The organism is Chryseosolibacter indicum (assembly GCF_018598585.1).
Classification (GTDB): Bacteria; Bacteroidota; Bacteroidia; order Cytophagales; family Cyclobacteriaceae; genus Chryseosolibacter; species Chryseosolibacter indicus.
The window spans coordinates 42119-56716 of sequence record NZ_JAHESD010000019.1 but is presented as its reverse complement, the minus strand read 5'-3'; the positions used below and the strand labels follow the sequence as shown (position 1 = coordinate 56716).

The following is a 14598-nucleotide window of genomic DNA, read 5'->3' as shown; positions in this document are numbered from 1 at the left end:
ATGCTCTTTGAGAGGACGTAGCCAATGTAGAATGCGAGCAGGTCAAAGCAATCTCTTTAAGGGATGAACAAGGGAAGTATTTTATACTTTTCTGTTTAATTCAATGCTTCATGCCCATCTCCGTTCCCGTAAATCAATCCTTACTCAAATAAATCACACTGTCACCCTGAGACAAACGGATCCTCATCGGTTTTTTACCATTACTATTCTTAAAAACTTTATAAAACAGCAATTGAATTTCTTTATTGAAAGGAAGTTCTGATTCAACAGTGTTTCCATTACCATAAAGCAGTGCTATTTTAAAATTCGTTGCTTTTGAATTCTTCCGTCCTTTTTTACGTATACGTTTCTTCGAATCTAAATTCAAGAGTTTCCCATTGCGTAGGTATTCACTCATGGCGGCGGTATATGCATTTGTTAATCCAAGTTCGCCGGCCAATTGCATGTAGTGCGTCTTAAGCTGTGGATCTAACAACGCAGTTTTTACATGAAGCGATGCATCCTGAAACTTATTTCGGTTAGCACGTTGTGCAGCACTTTGCTTACGCGGCGCTTTTAGCTTGCCGGAAACAATAGTTGTCTTGTTTCTGGTACGAAACGTGAGCCCTCCAATAGAACCGCTGAGGCCGTTTACCAGGGAATTTACTTTAATTCTTGCCATATAATCTTTTTTCAAGGCAATAAAAATAGATCGTTTGACAAATACTGTCAATCCTGTTAAAAGTTATAAAATAAGTTGCTATAGCTTCTGATGGCTTTTTATAGCTCGTTATGGCTACATTGTACAGTCTCCCTGCACTCTTTGTACAGTCTCCCCGCACTCGGGGCAGCACATTATTGTTAACGGGATCAAACGAAGTAAAAGAATTATACTTCTTATATCGAGAGTCTGCTAAGATACTACAAATGCAGGAAAAAACGGAGAAACTGCGCTGAAATATTCCTGCCTATTCTCTTCGTATAGCCTCTACCGGGTCCAGCTTTGATGCCCTTAATGCAGGGTATGTTCCGAATACTATTCCTACAACCACAGCAATGGTTGAAATAATAACCAAAGTATTTAGGGTAAATGCAGCCTGAAAGGGAGCTTGTGTTAACGATCGGATAATCGGAATAATGGCTAGCGTGGCTAGTATTCCAATCACTAGTCCGACAAAACTGCCCAGTAAAGATATGGTTATCGATTCAGAAAGAAACTGGAGAATAATATCACCCTTTGATGCACCTACTGCTTTGCGTACACCAATTTCTGAAGTTCGTTCTGTAACAGAAATCAGCAGTACGTTCATTACACCTATTCCGCCTACAATTACTGATATTCCTACAATTAATCCCATTACAAGGCGGAAGAGGAAAAAACCCTGTGCAGCTTGTTTCGCTCTTATCTCATTGCTTTTAACACTAAATGCATGCTCATCAGCAAAACGCTTCTTCAGCCATGCATCAATCTCATCCCTTAAAGCATTAACATGTATCACATGATCAGCCTCTATAAAAGCATACGGAGGTGTTGTGTTAAGTTCTTTTGCGTTGATTAAAGTTATAGGATAAAATACTTCAGGGCCAGGTACGCGTTTAGATTGGATGATACCTACAATCTCCAATGATTGTTCACCTGCCTCTATCTTTTTACCAATCAGATGTTCTATTGGTCGTTGCTTTGCCAATGAGTTGGCAAGGGCTTCTGTAATAACACCGATCTCTTTGCCGTTTTCTAGATCAGCTGAAGTTAATTTCCTTCCATGCAGAACAACAGCACTGGAATCAATATAGTTGGTGCCCGTGTTGTAGGCTGCTGTTTTCAGCGTGTAGTATGTTACTTCTTTTGCCTTTCGTTGAAAGAGATAACCTTTGGCAGGATGAGATAATGATGATAGTAATCTTTTAAAATCAGGATAGGTTAAATATTTAACGGAGTCTTTACGAACAGATACACCGTTAATGGTATTGTTTGTTTCTGATTGCACTACAATTGCTTTTAGTGAAGTGGTGTTTGTTATCTGTTCCTGTGCGTATTCTTCCATTCCATCTATTAAAGATAAGATGGATACGAGAGAGGCTACCCCGATAACAATTCCTAACAGCGATAAAATGGTATGAAAGAAATGGGAGTAGATGTTTTGAAAGGCAAGTAGAAAAGAGTTTGTTATCTTCTTAATCATAACCATAAAATGTCTTCACTAAAGACTATGTTATAAAGAAAATGTTACAGTATTATGCATGATCGGATATTTTAATTCATTCAATCTCCAAGGAATAATTAAAAATACTAGTTTTAAGGCCTATAACGAGCTAATAAAATGAAGCGGATTACAGTTTTTTGCGGATCAAGTTTTGGGAATGATAAGATCTTTGAGCAACAAGCAATGCTACTGGGGCAAACACTTGCTAAAAATGGCATAGAACTGGTTTATGGAGGTGCGAAGGTTGGTCTTATGGGCGCTGTTGCTGATGGAGCCTTAAAAGAAGGAGGGAAGGTAATTGGCGTGCTACCTGATTTTCTACAGTCGAAAGAGATTGCTCATGAGGGGCTAACAGAGTTGATTATCGTTAAGAGTATGCACGAACGCAAAACCAGGATGAACGACCTCTCCGATGGTGTAATTGCACTTCCCGGTGGATATGGAACGCTGGAAGAGTTCTTTGAAATGCTTACCTGGGCACAGCTTGGTCTTCATAAAAAGCCTATTGGCATCTTGAATGTAAATGGTTTTTATGATCCATTGATGCAAATGGTTCAGACCATGGTTGACAATGGTTTCTTAAAATCCGTAAATCAACAGATGTTGTTAATGAGTAGTAGCATGGATGATCTTTTAGATAAGATGAGGAACTACGTAGCGCCTGCCGTTCCTAAATGGATCAATAAAGAGAAGGTGTAATTAGCATCAGATGAAAAACCATAATATGAATATTGTTACGCTGCGCTATTGAATCGTGAATAACTTTATTGAATTTTGCCATTCTATATCAAGGCTTGATGATCCTGCTTCTGCCGACCTGTTAAAAAAGATAAGGAGACAAACTTTTGAGAAAGGCGAGTACTTGTTAAAGAACGGGCAGGTTTGCAGCCGGTTTTATTTTGTTGAGCATGGACTTTTAAAAACATCTTTTAAAAAAGAAGATAAAGAGTTTATTATGAAGTTCTTTACTGAAGGTTCTATCTGCACGCAATTGGAAAGTTACATCACACAAGGCGCGTCTACATACGACATCATTGCCTTAGAGGCATCAACAGTAGCCTACCTCACCTATTCCGATTTTGAGTCACTTTGTCAACTTCATCATTCTATAGAGAGATTATACAGGAAATTTGTTTCTATGGCTGCCATAAACATGATGAAACGGATAAGTGAAATGCTTGAGGAAAATGCAACAGTTCGTTATAATAATTTCATTCGGGAACAAAATGATTTACTACAAAGAGTTAGCCTCGGTGATTTAGCGAACTACTTGGGGATAACCCAGGTTAGCTTAAGCAGAATAAGAGCAAGAAAGTAAAATTATTAAAAGCATTATTTAACATTTGTAAAAAGAATCTGCCTATCCGATAAATAGTTTTGTATAACAAGATTATTAAGGATATGGAAACAAAGGCGTCTACGCGTTTAATAAGTACTGCAGGTGCGTTCATTTTTATCATTGTAGCCTGCATTCAAGGTTATCGTACAATTGGCTTGCCTCCTGTTATTATAGTAGGAGGCTCAGGTGTTATCGGTTTCTTGTTTTGGTTTTTCACTTATTTGAAAAGACCTGTTGATCCTAAAATTATCCTACCGCTGTTTCTTCTCACTGTAGCAGGTTTAGAGATACATATGATGGAAGAATATCTTACACAATTTGGACCTTCAATGAGTAGGTTGTTTAATATTTCATGGACCGAAAAATCCTTCTTGATGATTTTTGCATTCATAGGGCCAGTGATTTATACCTTAACTGCTCTTGGACTTTTCTATCGTATACCTCTCGCCGGTTTTTTTGCGTGGTTCATTTTCATCGGACCTGGTGTAGCTGAGTTCACCCATTTTATTTTTCCCATTTTACAACCTTGCATAGAGCCTGATAATCCCGATCCTGTATCTTTTATTATAAATGGAACTACCCTTGAAAATACACCGAACTACTATTTCAAAACAACTGGTCGATATTATTTCTCGGGTTTATACACCGCAGTTCTACCTATGATCCCTGGTATTTATGCAATCTATCGTGTATTACAAACACATCTGAGGCAAATAAATTGAATGATTCACCCATATTTTTCGCTACTCACCGGCTTTAAAGCAAATCGAAAGATAGTTCATCTTACGTTTTCTGTCGTTTCCGTATTTTTGAACTTCCTGATTGATATCGTTGGCATTTTTGGAGGTGATGGAGAGATACTGTTATCAAAGGGTTAAGGAATTAGAAGGTAGGTTGTAAGGCGCAGGTATTCCTTGAGGTTGTTCTCACAGAATTAAAAAGTGGGAAGACCAATTCAAATTGGGAATTTACAGATGCATGAAAACATATACTGTTATAATCCTGCTTTCTATAGCTATGGGTTGTTCATCATCGCATAATAATGCGAAAGTTGACACTACGGCCCTTATGCATAAGATCAAAGATCTTAAAAGAAAGTACCACCTCATTGATTTTGCCATTGATACAAAAAGAATTTACGGTGCTGGTGATGTGTCTACGCTGACAAGAACTATTGTCGATAAAACTTTGCCAGAAAAAGAGATTACTGTATCGGAAGCATTGTCTAGAGATGGCAAATTTTACATTGCCACGCTGGTTAATGATGATATAACTTTCCAGATGCATACGCATACCGATAAAGACCGGATCTCAAGTGAATTGATGACAATACTTTACGATATCCCGGTGGTATTTAATTCAGATAAGCGATACTATATGGTAAATCCGGCAATCGGATTAACAGGAAAAGATGCATGGTATTTTTGCGGAACTGAAAAGGATTTAAGGGAAGCAAGAGAAGAAGGACTTCCATTAATCTTCCCTGATGAGAATCCGACCGAAACACCTGAATATAAATTGTATAGTGATAATTTGTGAGATATTATGTTAGCCCCAAGAATTGAAGTGATACCTGAGAAGAAGTTGATAGGCATGCAAATGGCAATGTCTTTAACTGATAACAAGACAGGTTTCTTATGGAAGAACTTTATGATGAGAAGGAGGGAGATTACAAATAGCGTAGGAGATAGTCTCTATTCCGTGCAATGGTATGATAAATTGTACTTTTCACAATTTAATCCCAGCACGCCCTTTGTAAAATGGGCTTCTATGGAAGTAGCTGACTTCACATATATCCCTGAAGGTATGCAGACTTCAATCATGCCAGGAGGGGAGTATGCTGTATTTTTACATAAAGGAGGAGCGGATATGGGAAGTCACACTTTCCAATACATCTTTCAAAACTGGCTTCCTAACTCTCAGTATACGCTGGATGACAGACCGCATTTTGAAGTTCTGGGAGAGAAGTACAAGAACAACGATCCTGCTTCGGAAGAAGAGATCTGGATACCGATTACAAGAAAGCAGATGTAGTAATTTGATTTAGCGCCCTTCTTTTGGAAGGGCACCAAATCTGATTTAGGCTGGTTTTTAAATGGCCTTGCTGAAGATCTGAACCTGATCTTCCTGGGTACTCATACGTTGATCAAATACCTTACAGATATTTCTGATAAAAGGTGCTCCTGCAGTCGTAACTCTTAAGCCCGAATCATCCAGGTAAAGAATTCCTTCTTTCTCCATTTCTATTAAAGTATCGAGGATATTCTTGTCAACAACCTGTTGCAATAAGCTTTCGCTTAGTTTTCCATTGCAGCTAATATCAAGAATACATTTTCTTATGATAAGATCTTCATCTGTAAGCATGTGACCTTTAAATACAGCACTACCGTTGGTTTTTATATCAGCCATGTAATCCTCCACTTTTTTCAGGTTCTGCGCATAGGCGTATTTTGCATCACTGATTGCCGATGATCCTAAACCAATAAGCAGGTCAGTATTAGTGGTGGTATACCCCATAAAGTTTCTATGAAGCTTACCCGCAATGTGCGCTTTAAATAGAGAATCATGACGCAACGCAAAGTGATCCATACCGATGTCTGCGTAATCATTTTTCTTTAACATGTGCCTGCCAATCTCATAGAGGTGTCGCTTAAGCGCTTGTGATGGAAGATCTGCATCTTCATAGCCGCGTTGGCCGGGCTTTAACCATGGTACGTGAGCATAGCTGTAAAAAGCAAGACGGTCAGGCTTAAGGGTTAGCACCTGCTCAAGGGTATCTGTTACAGTAAATGGTGTCTGAAAGGGAAGACCATACACAAGATCATAGCTAACTGATTGGTAACCTATTTCGCGGGCTTGCAACGTAACCTTTTGTAAGTTTTCAAATGGCTGTATTCTGTGAATAGTTTGCTGAACCTTCTCATTAAGGTCCTGTACACCGAAGCTTACCCGCCTGAAACCTAAATCAAATAAGGTTTGTAAATGTTCTCTTGTAGTATTATTTGGATGTCCTTCAAAGCTGAACTCAAAATCCTGGTGCACTTCAACATCTTCAAGTATATAACTGATGAGCCACCGAAGATTCTCCGGGCTGAAGAAGGTAGGGGTGCCACCACCGAGGTGCAGTTCTCTGATTATTGGTTTTCTGCCAAAGATGTTCTTATATCCTTCCCATTCTTTGAGGATGGATTGTATGTATGGGATTTCTACGTTGTGATTCTTTGTTATTCTTGTCGTACATGCGCAATATGTACATAAGCTTTCGCAGAAGGGCAGGTGTATATATAAGCTGATGCCCTTTTCTTCATTAGACTCATTGAAAGTTTTTCTCACCGAGTTAATCCACTTCTCTCTCGAAAATAATTCAGTATTCCAGAAGGGCACGGTAGGATAACTGGTATAACGGGGTGTAGGTACGTCATACTTTTTCAATAAAGATGCTTGAGATGGATATGTTGTCATATTCGTTAACTGAAATTATTTCTGGGACTTCTTTATGTTCTTTGCATGGGGTGTAGCCTTCATACCTGGTTTGTCTTCAAACAGCATTCTTACTGATGGTGTATACGTGTCATCATATTGTCCGCTTTTCATGTTCCAGTAGAACACAGCAAGAAAGGCAATGGCAATTGTTACACTGATGGCGATTAAAAGCACAATGATTCCCATAGTTTTAAAATTTAATTCGTGATGCAGCAAGTTTTACTGCAAGTGTACTAAAGCCTACAACGCTGATGCTGCTGATAGGCATAATAATAGCAGCTATTAACGGTGTTAGATGACCTGTAACTGCAAATGTTAATGCAATGGCATTATAGAAGAAGGAAATAGCAAAACCTGTTTTTAATATACCTGAGGACGACTTGGCAAATTGGAGCATCTTGTCCAATGAGGTTATCTTGTCGCCGTGAAGAATTCCATCACAAGCCGGAGTAAATATTCCGTTGTCATCGGTAATGGCTATTCCCACATCACTTTGTTTTAATGCTCCAGCATCATTTAACCCGTCACCAATCATCATCACTTTTTTACCCTGGCGCTGAAGATCTTGTATATAGTTCAATTTCTCCTGTGGGCTTTGGTTAAAATGTAATTGTACTTTAGAACCAAAAAGGTTTTTCATTTCTTCCCTTACTGTATCATTATCACCAGAGAGCAAAGAATGACATTTGTCTCCTAATCTTTCCAGCATATCTTTGATGTTCTTGCGTATAGCAGTTCTGATGATAAACATTCCTTTTGGTTCCTCATTAATGGAGACATACACCTGGGAGTAGGAGTTGTGTTTTGCTTTTTCGTGCCATCCTGTAAAAGATGCAGAACCTATTCTGAACCGCCTGGAGCCGATCACGCCCTCAAGACCTTTACCCGGAACCTCTTTAAAATCAAGTACTGCTTCTACAGAAAAATGTTTAATGTGCTTTGCAATCATCACAGACAATGGATGCGTAGAATAACCAGCAAGCATCTTTACTCTGGATAGGTCCCCTTCCGTCAAGTCTCCTACAATGGTTATATCAGGATTGTTACCGTGTGTGACTGTTCCTGTTTTGTCAAACACTACGGTGTCTATAGCTGCCATCCGTTCAATAACATCTGCATTTTTAAGGTATAATTGTTTCTTTCCAAAAACACGAAGCATGCTTCCCAATGTAAAGGGTGCGGCTAACGCAAGGGCGCAGGGGCATGCTACCATTAATACAGAAGTTAAAACTAGCCACATCTGCGATGGCACAGTTATCTGCCAATAGATTGCCGTAATAAATGCAATGACCAGTACAATCCAGGTAAACTTCCTTGCGGCTCTATCTATAATTTTCTGGTATTTGCTTTCTTCAACCTTTTTAAAGGCTTCGTTATTCCATAAACTTGTAAGGTGACTTTGCGATGTAGCTTTATTAACAAGTAGTTTTATCGGAGAGCCAATAAGGCGACCACCAGCATAAATCAGTTCACCCTTTTTAACTTTTACAGGTCTTGCTTCTCCTGTAACAAAACTGTAATCGATATAAGCGGAGTCATTCAATAATGTGCTGTCAGCAGGAATTAATTCCATGTTTCGGATCTGGATGCAATCTCCTTTTCTTAGCTTATAAATGATTGTTGGCTTGCTTACTTCCTGTTCAATTTTATTTACAGCAAGGGGGAAATAGGCAGTGAAATCTCTGTCAAATGCAAGGCTTTCATAGGTCTTGCTTTGAAACCATCTGCCTATGAGCAGGAAGAAAATAAGTCCAGTAAATGAATCGAGGTAGCCAGGCCCTGTTGCAGTAATGATATCATAAGCACTTCTTAGAAACAAGGCAATAAGACCTGCTGCAATAGGAACATCAATGTTTACCTGCTTTTGTTTAAAACTGTTGAATGCAGATTTAAGATAATCAAAGCCACTAAAGAAAAAGGCCGGAATTGCAAGACCGAGGTTAAGCCATGAAAAGATACGCATCAGATCTTTTTCTGCATGATCAAGCCCCAGATATTCCGGAAAGCTAAAGAGCATGATGTTACCGAAACAAAATCCTGCAACGCCTACTTTAAGAGCAAGGGATAGGTCTGTTTTCTTTTTTACTCCTTCGCTATCCTCCAATGTTATTTTGGGAGCATATCCCAGAGATGCAATCAGCTGTGCTACTGTGCTTAGTTTGCTTTGTTGGGGATTATAATCAATGGTTACTGACTTCTTGGCAAAGTTCACCTCCGAATGCAGAATACCCTTGTTTAATTTTCTTAAGTTCTCCAGCAGCCAGATGCACGAAATGCAATGCATGGCAGGGATATAGAAAGTAACCTTTGCAAAAGTATCGGAGTTAAACTCCAAAAGCTTTTTAAGTACATCGTTCTCGTTCAAATATGCGTAAGTCTCGTCGCTTACATCCTTGAGCTGAACCCCTGGGTTCTTATCCAGGTCGTAGTACTCGCAAAGGTTATTGCTATCAAGTATCTCGTAAACTGTTTTGCAGCCGTAACAGCAGAAAGGTTTTTCGTTTAGCCAAAGTGTTTCGTCTTCACATGCCTGGCCACAGTGAAAACATTTTAAATCGTTAATTACTGCTGTACTTGTCATGAGATATTAATTAAGCTTGTGCTAATTCGTTGTTAAACGAATAGGTCCAGATGGGTTTGTTGGTATGATTAGTTACATCTTCAGTTACACTTCCATTCAATAGATGTCCTATTCCTTTTCTGGCATGTGTGCCCATTGCAATAATATCTGCTTTAATGAAATTACTGAATTCAAGAATTCCATCTTCTTCATTAGGATGATTGAAGATATTAATGGTATAGTTCTTTAGTCCATGGTGTTTTGCAAATGCCTTTAATCGCTCGCGCGTAACAATATCTGACCTGAAGTTTAGCGGTGTGTTAATTCGGACAAGATGTAGTGTTGCGTCGAAAAACGACTGCAATGTTTTTACTTTATGTACCAGTTCTTCCTGGTCTTCTTCTTCGAGATCATTGGGGAAAGCAATGTTCTTAATGCTACCTTTGAGATAGTTCTTGATAACAAGTACAGGCACAGGAGAATGTCGTACTATTTTCTCTGCATTGGAACCGACGAAAATTTCTCTTAATCCACTCGCACCATGCGATCCCATTATCACAAGATCAATATTATTATTCTTTATGTAATCAATAATCTGAAGCGAAGGAGCACCAAATACAACATTAAAAGTTGCTTTCACGTTGTCCTTGTTGTACTTGGTAATTATCTTCGAGAATTCTCCTTCCGATTTTTCTTTTAATTCTTTTAATAATTCTTCTTCAAAATTTAATACTGGCATTAGCACGGTGTCGTGCATAACCGGAAGCTCAACTACATGAAGTAACTCAATAGAACCTTTTGATTGAGAGGCGAGATCAAGCGCAAAGCGAAAGGCATTGATAGCCGGCTTTGAGAAATCACAGGGTACGAGAATTTTTTTCATGGGTTTGTTTATTTTGTTGATCAAAGCTATTGCCTGCTGATCTTTTAATATTTGAGGTACATCATCGAAAAAGATGATTTTTGTCAGGATATTCAGTTTTTAACTTTCATTATTCTTCTGTAAAATGCCGCCATGGATGTAAAAGTGAAATTTCTTGGAGGTACTGGTACAGTAACTGGTTCCCGCTATCTTGTTAGTGTCGGCAAGTTTAAGTTTCTGTTTGACTGTGGTCTTTTCCAGGGATTAAAAGAATTGAGGTTAAGAAACTGGGATGAATTTCCTGTTGATCCGTCAACCATTGACGCCGTGGTGATTAGCCACGCGCATATAGACCACACCGGCTATCTGCCCAAGCTGGTGAAAGAGGGCTTTAGCGGTCCTGTTTATTGCACCGAGCCTACCGCAGAACTTATGGAAATAATGTTACTTGATTCTGCAAAACTACAGGAGGAAGAGGCAGCGTATGCCGTCTCTAAAGGATATTCAAAGCATGCAAACCCACAACCGCTTTATACTAGCACAGATGTGCAATCAGTTTTTCCGTTAATCAAGAAATTAAAGTTTAAGCAGAAAGTAAATATTAATAATAACGTCTCTATCATTTTTTCAGATGCTGGTCATTTGTTAGGGTCCGCAATTACAGAAGTTCTTATTCAGGGTGATAACCAAACAAAGAAGATCGTCTTTTCAGGAGACCTTGGAAGAAACAGCGATGCGATGTTGTATCCTCCATCAGTTATCGAAGAAGCAGATATATTGTTTATTGAGTCTACCTATGGCAATAAGGATAATCCGGTTATAGATCCTGCAGCCGACCTCGAGCGCGTTGTTAACGATACGCTAGCGAGAAATGGTGTGCTGTTAATTCCGGCATTTGCAGTAGGACGAACGCAAGTGCTGCTGTACTATTTGCACAAACTCATGCAGGAAGATAAGATTCCTGATGTACCTGTTTACATTGATAGCCCTATGGCTATTTCAGCAACATACCTGTACTACAACTACCCCGAATACCATAAAGTGAAATTTAATCATTCTGTGTTTGCGCATGAGATGGAAACAAACATGCTCGTGTTTGTAAAGAATGGAAAGCATTCAAAATCATTGAATGAAATCAAGAGTAATGCAATCATAATTTCGTCCAGTGGAATGATGACAGGAGGGAGAATACTCCATCATCTTTATCATAGATTAAGAAATGAAAGGGATACTATTCTTATTGCAGGATACCAGGCTGAAGGCACAAGAGGACGTGATATAGTTGACAAGAAACCGTTTATTAAAATATTCGGTGAAGAAGTGCCTGTGAAATGTCATGTTGCCAATATGAGTTCACTCTCAGGCCATGCAGACAGAAATGAATTGTTTGCATGGATGGGCAATTTTAAATCTAAACCTAAAATGGTTTTCACAATCCATGGTGAAGGCAATAACCTCATCCAATATGCAAACGCTATCAGAGAGAAGCTGGGATGGAATGTAATTGAACCGCAATACCTGGAAACAGTAAGCCTGTTTGAGGGAATCTGATTACAGGGTTACTTGCTTTTCAAAACGTCCGGCAATTTCATCAATGCCTATTCGATATATAATAGGCTTTTTCTTTTTTACTACAGTATGAGGCGGGTTGGCATGTTCTCGGGCCGGGTCTACTGTTTCTCCTAATGTTAGCGGTTGAAGCCTTTCTAAAAATAGTTTTCTTGCTTTCTGCTGAGCGGCTTCTGTCTTTAACTCTTCAAACTTTCCGTTTACCACAACACTCCGCCAGCTTGAGAGACCATCAATATTGTCGACCTGAAAACAAACATGGGGATTTTTACGCATCATGCTGATCTTGGTGCCTTCCAAAGAGCGGCCGTAAATAAATTCTCCGTCGAATACATACGTGACAGGCAATACCAGAACCTTGCCATTTGTATAGCAGCCGATTCGACCAATATAGTTGCTTTGCAGAATGTACTCACATTGTTTGGTTGTTAATTTGCCTAGCATAAATCATCTTAGTTATTTAGTAAAGTTAAGTATCAATAAATATTGTTACCTGACTTTTATCAGGCATATTTTTGATTATCATCATTACGGGTAAGAAATAGTCAGTTTAAATTTGTATTAAATTTATAACGGATGAAAATATTTGTTTATAGCGCACATGCATATGAAATACCCTTTCTTCAGCGACTTGCCGAAGGCAAACATGAGCTAGTCTTCACTGAGAAGAAGTTAACACTTGATACCGCGCAGTGGGCGTCAGGTTGTGAAGCCGTAGCATTATTTACTGCAGATGATGCATCCGCACCTGTTATACAAAAACTTCACGCTTTTGGAATACGCTTTATTGCTTTACGGTCCGCAGGGTACGACCACGTGGATCTGGCCAAAGCTGAAAAGCTTGGCATAAGCGTAGCCAATGTTCCTGCATATTCTCCTTATGCTATTGCAGAGCATGCAGTAGCGTTGCTACTCGCCCTCAACAGAAGAATAACGGAAGCACAAACACTGATGCGCCTTCAGGATTTCCGCCTCGATACCCTTGTAGGTTTTGATATTCATGGAAAGACGGTGGGTATTATAGGCACCGGAACAATTGGGATGGCTTTCGTTAAAATCATGAAAGGATTTGGTGCAAGGCTTATTGGATATGATCCTGTAAAGAATAAAGAAGCTGAGGAGCTAGGCTTACAATATGTGTCGCTTGACGAGCTTTTCAAATCAAGTGATATTATTTCTATTCATTGTCCGTTAAACGAACATACCCGTTATCTGATATCTAAACCTCAGCTTGAAAAGATGAAGAAGAATGCAATACTTATCAATACTTCAAGAGGTGGTATTGTAAATACAGAAGATCTTCTCGAAGCATTGGAAAGCGGAAGGTTAGGAGGAGCTTGCCTCGATGTATACGAAAAAGAGAAGAGCCTGTTTTTTGAAGACCATAGAAACAGTACACTCAAGGATGTTTTGTTTACACGACTAAGGTCTAATAAAAACGTTATTGTTACAGGGCACCAGGCTTTCCTTACCACCGAGGCTTTACAGGGCATTGCAGGAACAACTATCGAGAATATTGACTATTGGGAAGATGGCCAGACTTCGCCGCATGAACTTAACAAAGTAGCGAAGGTTGCTAATGTTAACTGATATTTTAATTGAATATTTTGAAGGGTTGAAGGACTGAAACTTCAACCCTTTTTTATTAAAGCTATGTAATTTATAAGCTTACAGTTAGTGTATGCACACATTTGCCGAAAATTAATATGTTTGCGCACTAAATAGAATAAATGAAAATTGTTGACCTCTCCAAGTCTATAAAATACAACAAGGCTGACCCTTGGTTTATGAGGGTAGTTATCAAAAGTAAGTCCCATAAACAATCTAAATGGTTAATCAGGCTATTAGGCCTTCCGTTTAAATTGTTTCCTAAGGGATTTGAAGGATGGGCTGATGACACCATCAGGAAAATGGGTGTTCATGCTACAACCCATATAGATGCACCCTGGCATTATTCTCCTACCACTGGTGGCAAGCGATCAAAGACCATTGATGAAATTCCTTTAGAATGGTGTTATGGCAAAGGTTTGGTGATTGACATGAAGCATAAACCAGACTTTGACGCCATTACGGTTGATGACATTAAAAATTTTTTACAACGTGAAAATCTTACTCTCGAGCGCGATATGATCGTGCTTATTAAAACCGGTAGAGATAAGTTCAATGGAACAAAGGAGTTCCCATATATAGGTACAGGAATGAGCGCAGAAGCAACATCCTGGCTCATCGATCACGGAATAAAAGTTATGGGTATAGATTCATGGGGTTGGGATCTTCCTTTACCATATCAGATTAAGAAAGCAAAAGAGACATCCAACCCTGACTTGTTTTGGCAAGCGCATCTTGTTGGCAGGGAAAAAGAGTATTGTCATATTGAGCAATTGGTAAATTTAGATGCACTTCCCTATAGTGGTTTTAAAGTAGCGGTTTTCCCACTGAAGATAGTTGGTGCTTCCGCAGCTCCTGCCAGGGTTGTTGCTATTATGGAATAGCTACTGGCCCAGGGACGCTAATACGCAAATTCATTAAAAGAAAATTTAGTTGCGAAGGAGACAGGGTCATATAACATCGCAGTTGCAGTTTATTTAACATTTTAAATATT

15 protein-coding genes are annotated in these 14598 nt (G+C 39.1%); 8 read left to right on the top strand and 7 right to left on the bottom strand.

What is annotated here, in order from left to right:
- Positions 1 to 133: 133 nt before the first annotated feature.
- Both KK060_RS10640 and KK060_RS10635 read right to left on the bottom strand, forming a co-directional pair.
- Positions 134 to 661, bottom strand: a complete 528-nt coding sequence (locus tag KK060_RS10640) for a hypothetical protein (RefSeq protein ID WP_254153708.1) — start codon at positions 659 to 661, stop codon at positions 134 to 136.
- A gap of 286 nt (positions 662 to 947) precedes the next feature.
- A complete protein-coding gene (locus tag KK060_RS10635) occupies positions 948 to 2162 on the bottom strand; it encodes an ABC transporter permease (RefSeq protein WP_254153707.1) in 1215 nt (404 codons plus the stop codon).
- A gap of 138 nt (positions 2163 to 2300) precedes the next feature.
- Between KK060_RS10635 and KK060_RS10630 the strand changes: the two genes are divergently transcribed.
- The 5 genes from KK060_RS10630 (at position 2301) to KK060_RS10610 (ending at position 5556) form a co-directional block, all read left to right on the top strand.
- Positions 2301 to 2882, top strand: a complete 582-nt coding sequence (locus tag KK060_RS10630; RefSeq protein ID WP_254153706.1) for an LOG family protein — start codon at positions 2301 to 2303, stop codon at positions 2880 to 2882.
- A 55-nt stretch (positions 2883 to 2937) separates the two neighbouring features.
- On the top strand, positions 2938 to 3501 hold the full coding sequence (locus KK060_RS10625) for a Crp/Fnr family transcriptional regulator (protein WP_254153705.1): 564 nt from the start codon (positions 2938 to 2940) through the stop codon (positions 3499 to 3501).
- Between the two features lie 83 nt (positions 3502 to 3584).
- Positions 3585 to 4244, top strand: coding sequence for a hypothetical protein (locus KK060_RS10620; protein WP_254153704.1), 660 nt, complete (start codon positions 3585 to 3587; stop codon positions 4242 to 4244).
- Positions 4245 to 4500: 256 nt separating this feature from the next.
- The gene (locus KK060_RS10615; RefSeq protein ID WP_254153703.1) at positions 4501 to 5061 is read left to right on the top strand and encodes a hypothetical protein; all 561 of its coding nucleotides are present in this window, start codon (positions 4501 to 4503) and stop codon (positions 5059 to 5061) included.
- Between the two features lie 6 nt (positions 5062 to 5067).
- Positions 5068 to 5556, top strand: a complete 489-nt coding sequence (locus KK060_RS10610) for a GyrI-like domain-containing protein (RefSeq protein ID WP_254153702.1) — start codon at positions 5068 to 5070, stop codon at positions 5554 to 5556.
- 57 nt (positions 5557 to 5613) lie between these two features.
- Here KK060_RS10610 and hemN read toward each other — a convergent pair whose 3' ends face one another.
- From hemN to KK060_RS10590, 4 genes are read right to left on the bottom strand one after another with little or no spacing between them, the layout of a single operon-like run.
- Entirely contained in the window at positions 5614 to 6984 is a 1371-nt protein-coding gene (hemN, locus tag KK060_RS10605; protein WP_254153701.1) for an oxygen-independent coproporphyrinogen III oxidase, read from the bottom strand.
- A gap of 15 nt (positions 6985 to 6999) precedes the next feature.
- The gene (gene ccoS / locus KK060_RS10600) at positions 7000 to 7191 is read right to left on the bottom strand and encodes a cbb3-type cytochrome oxidase assembly protein CcoS (protein WP_254153700.1); all 192 of its coding nucleotides are present in this window, start codon (positions 7189 to 7191) and stop codon (positions 7000 to 7002) included.
- A 4-nt stretch (positions 7192 to 7195) separates the two neighbouring features.
- Positions 7196 to 9586, bottom strand: coding sequence for a heavy metal translocating P-type ATPase (locus tag KK060_RS10595; RefSeq protein ID WP_254153699.1), 2391 nt, complete (start codon positions 9584 to 9586; stop codon positions 7196 to 7198).
- Positions 9587 to 9596: 10 nt separating this feature from the next.
- Positions 9597 to 10448: a universal stress protein gene (locus KK060_RS10590; protein ID WP_254153698.1), complete on the bottom strand. Its 852-nt coding sequence runs from the start codon at positions 10446 to 10448 to the stop codon at positions 9597 to 9599.
- A gap of 132 nt (positions 10449 to 10580) precedes the next feature.
- Between KK060_RS10590 and KK060_RS10585 the strand changes: the two genes are divergently transcribed.
- Positions 10581 to 11978 carry an MBL fold metallo-hydrolase RNA specificity domain-containing protein gene (locus KK060_RS10585; protein WP_254153697.1) on the top strand — a complete coding sequence of 466 codons (1398 nt, stop codon included), beginning with the start codon at positions 10581 to 10583 and terminating at the stop codon, positions 11976 to 11978.
- Here KK060_RS10585 and KK060_RS10580 read toward each other — a convergent pair whose 3' ends face one another.
- A complete protein-coding gene (locus tag KK060_RS10580; protein ID WP_254153696.1) occupies positions 11979 to 12440 on the bottom strand; it encodes a pyridoxamine 5'-phosphate oxidase family protein in 462 nt (153 codons plus the stop codon).
- Between the two features lie 132 nt (positions 12441 to 12572).
- On the opposite strand from KK060_RS10580, the gene KK060_RS10575 reads away from it, so the two are divergent.
- Both KK060_RS10575 and KK060_RS10570 read left to right on the top strand, forming a co-directional pair.
- Positions 12573 to 13586 (top strand): 2-hydroxyacid dehydrogenase, encoded by a 1014-nt coding sequence (locus KK060_RS10575; protein ID WP_254153695.1) that lies wholly within the window; start codon positions 12573 to 12575, stop codon positions 13584 to 13586.
- Between the two features lie 140 nt (positions 13587 to 13726).
- Positions 13727 to 14488 (top strand): cyclase family protein, encoded by a 762-nt coding sequence (locus KK060_RS10570; protein ID WP_254153694.1) that lies wholly within the window; start codon positions 13727 to 13729, stop codon positions 14486 to 14488.
- The last annotated feature ends 110 nt before the right edge of the window (positions 14489 to 14598 follow it).

Bases quoted from the DNA above. Each gene is read 5' to 3' on its own strand.
- KK060_RS10610 (WP_254153702.1), top strand. From the start codon at position 5,068: ATGTTAGCCCCAAGAATTGAAGTGATACCTGAGAAGAAGTTGATAGGC.
- KK060_RS10635 (WP_254153707.1), bottom strand. From the start codon at position 2,162: ATGATTAAGAAGATAACAAACTCTTTTCTACTTGCCTTTCAAAACATC.
- KK060_RS10585 (WP_254153697.1), top strand. From the start codon at position 10,581: ATGGATGTAAAAGTGAAATTTCTTGGAGGTACTGGTACAGTAACTGGT.
- KK060_RS10570 (WP_254153694.1), top strand. From the start codon at position 13,727: ATGAAAATTGTTGACCTCTCCAAGTCTATAAAATACAACAAGGCTGAC.
- KK060_RS10630 (WP_254153706.1), top strand. From the start codon at position 2,301: ATGAAGCGGATTACAGTTTTTTGCGGATCAAGTTTTGGGAATGATAAG.
- KK060_RS10620 (WP_254153704.1), top strand. From the start codon at position 3,585: ATGGAAACAAAGGCGTCTACGCGTTTAATAAGTACTGCAGGTGCGTTC.
- KK060_RS10590 (WP_254153698.1), bottom strand. From the start codon at position 10,448: ATGAAAAAAATTCTCGTACCCTGTGATTTCTCAAAGCCGGCTATCAAT.
- KK060_RS10595 (WP_254153699.1), bottom strand. From the start codon at position 9,586: ATGACAAGTACAGCAGTAATTAACGATTTAAAATGTTTTCACTGTGGC.
- KK060_RS10580 (WP_254153696.1), bottom strand. From the start codon at position 12,440: ATGCTAGGCAAATTAACAACCAAACAATGTGAGTACATTCTGCAAAGC.
- ccoS (WP_254153700.1), bottom strand. From the start codon at position 7,191: ATGGGAATCATTGTGCTTTTAATCGCCATCAGTGTAACAATTGCCATT.
- KK060_RS10640 (WP_254153708.1), bottom strand. From the start codon at position 661: ATGGCAAGAATTAAAGTAAATTCCCTGGTAAACGGCCTCAGCGGTTCT.
- hemN (WP_254153701.1), bottom strand. From the start codon at position 6,984: ATGACAACATATCCATCTCAAGCATCTTTATTGAAAAAGTATGACGTA.
- KK060_RS10615 (WP_254153703.1), top strand. From the start codon at position 4,501: ATGAAAACATATACTGTTATAATCCTGCTTTCTATAGCTATGGGTTGT.
- KK060_RS10575 (WP_254153695.1), top strand. From the start codon at position 12,573: ATGAAAATATTTGTTTATAGCGCACATGCATATGAAATACCCTTTCTT.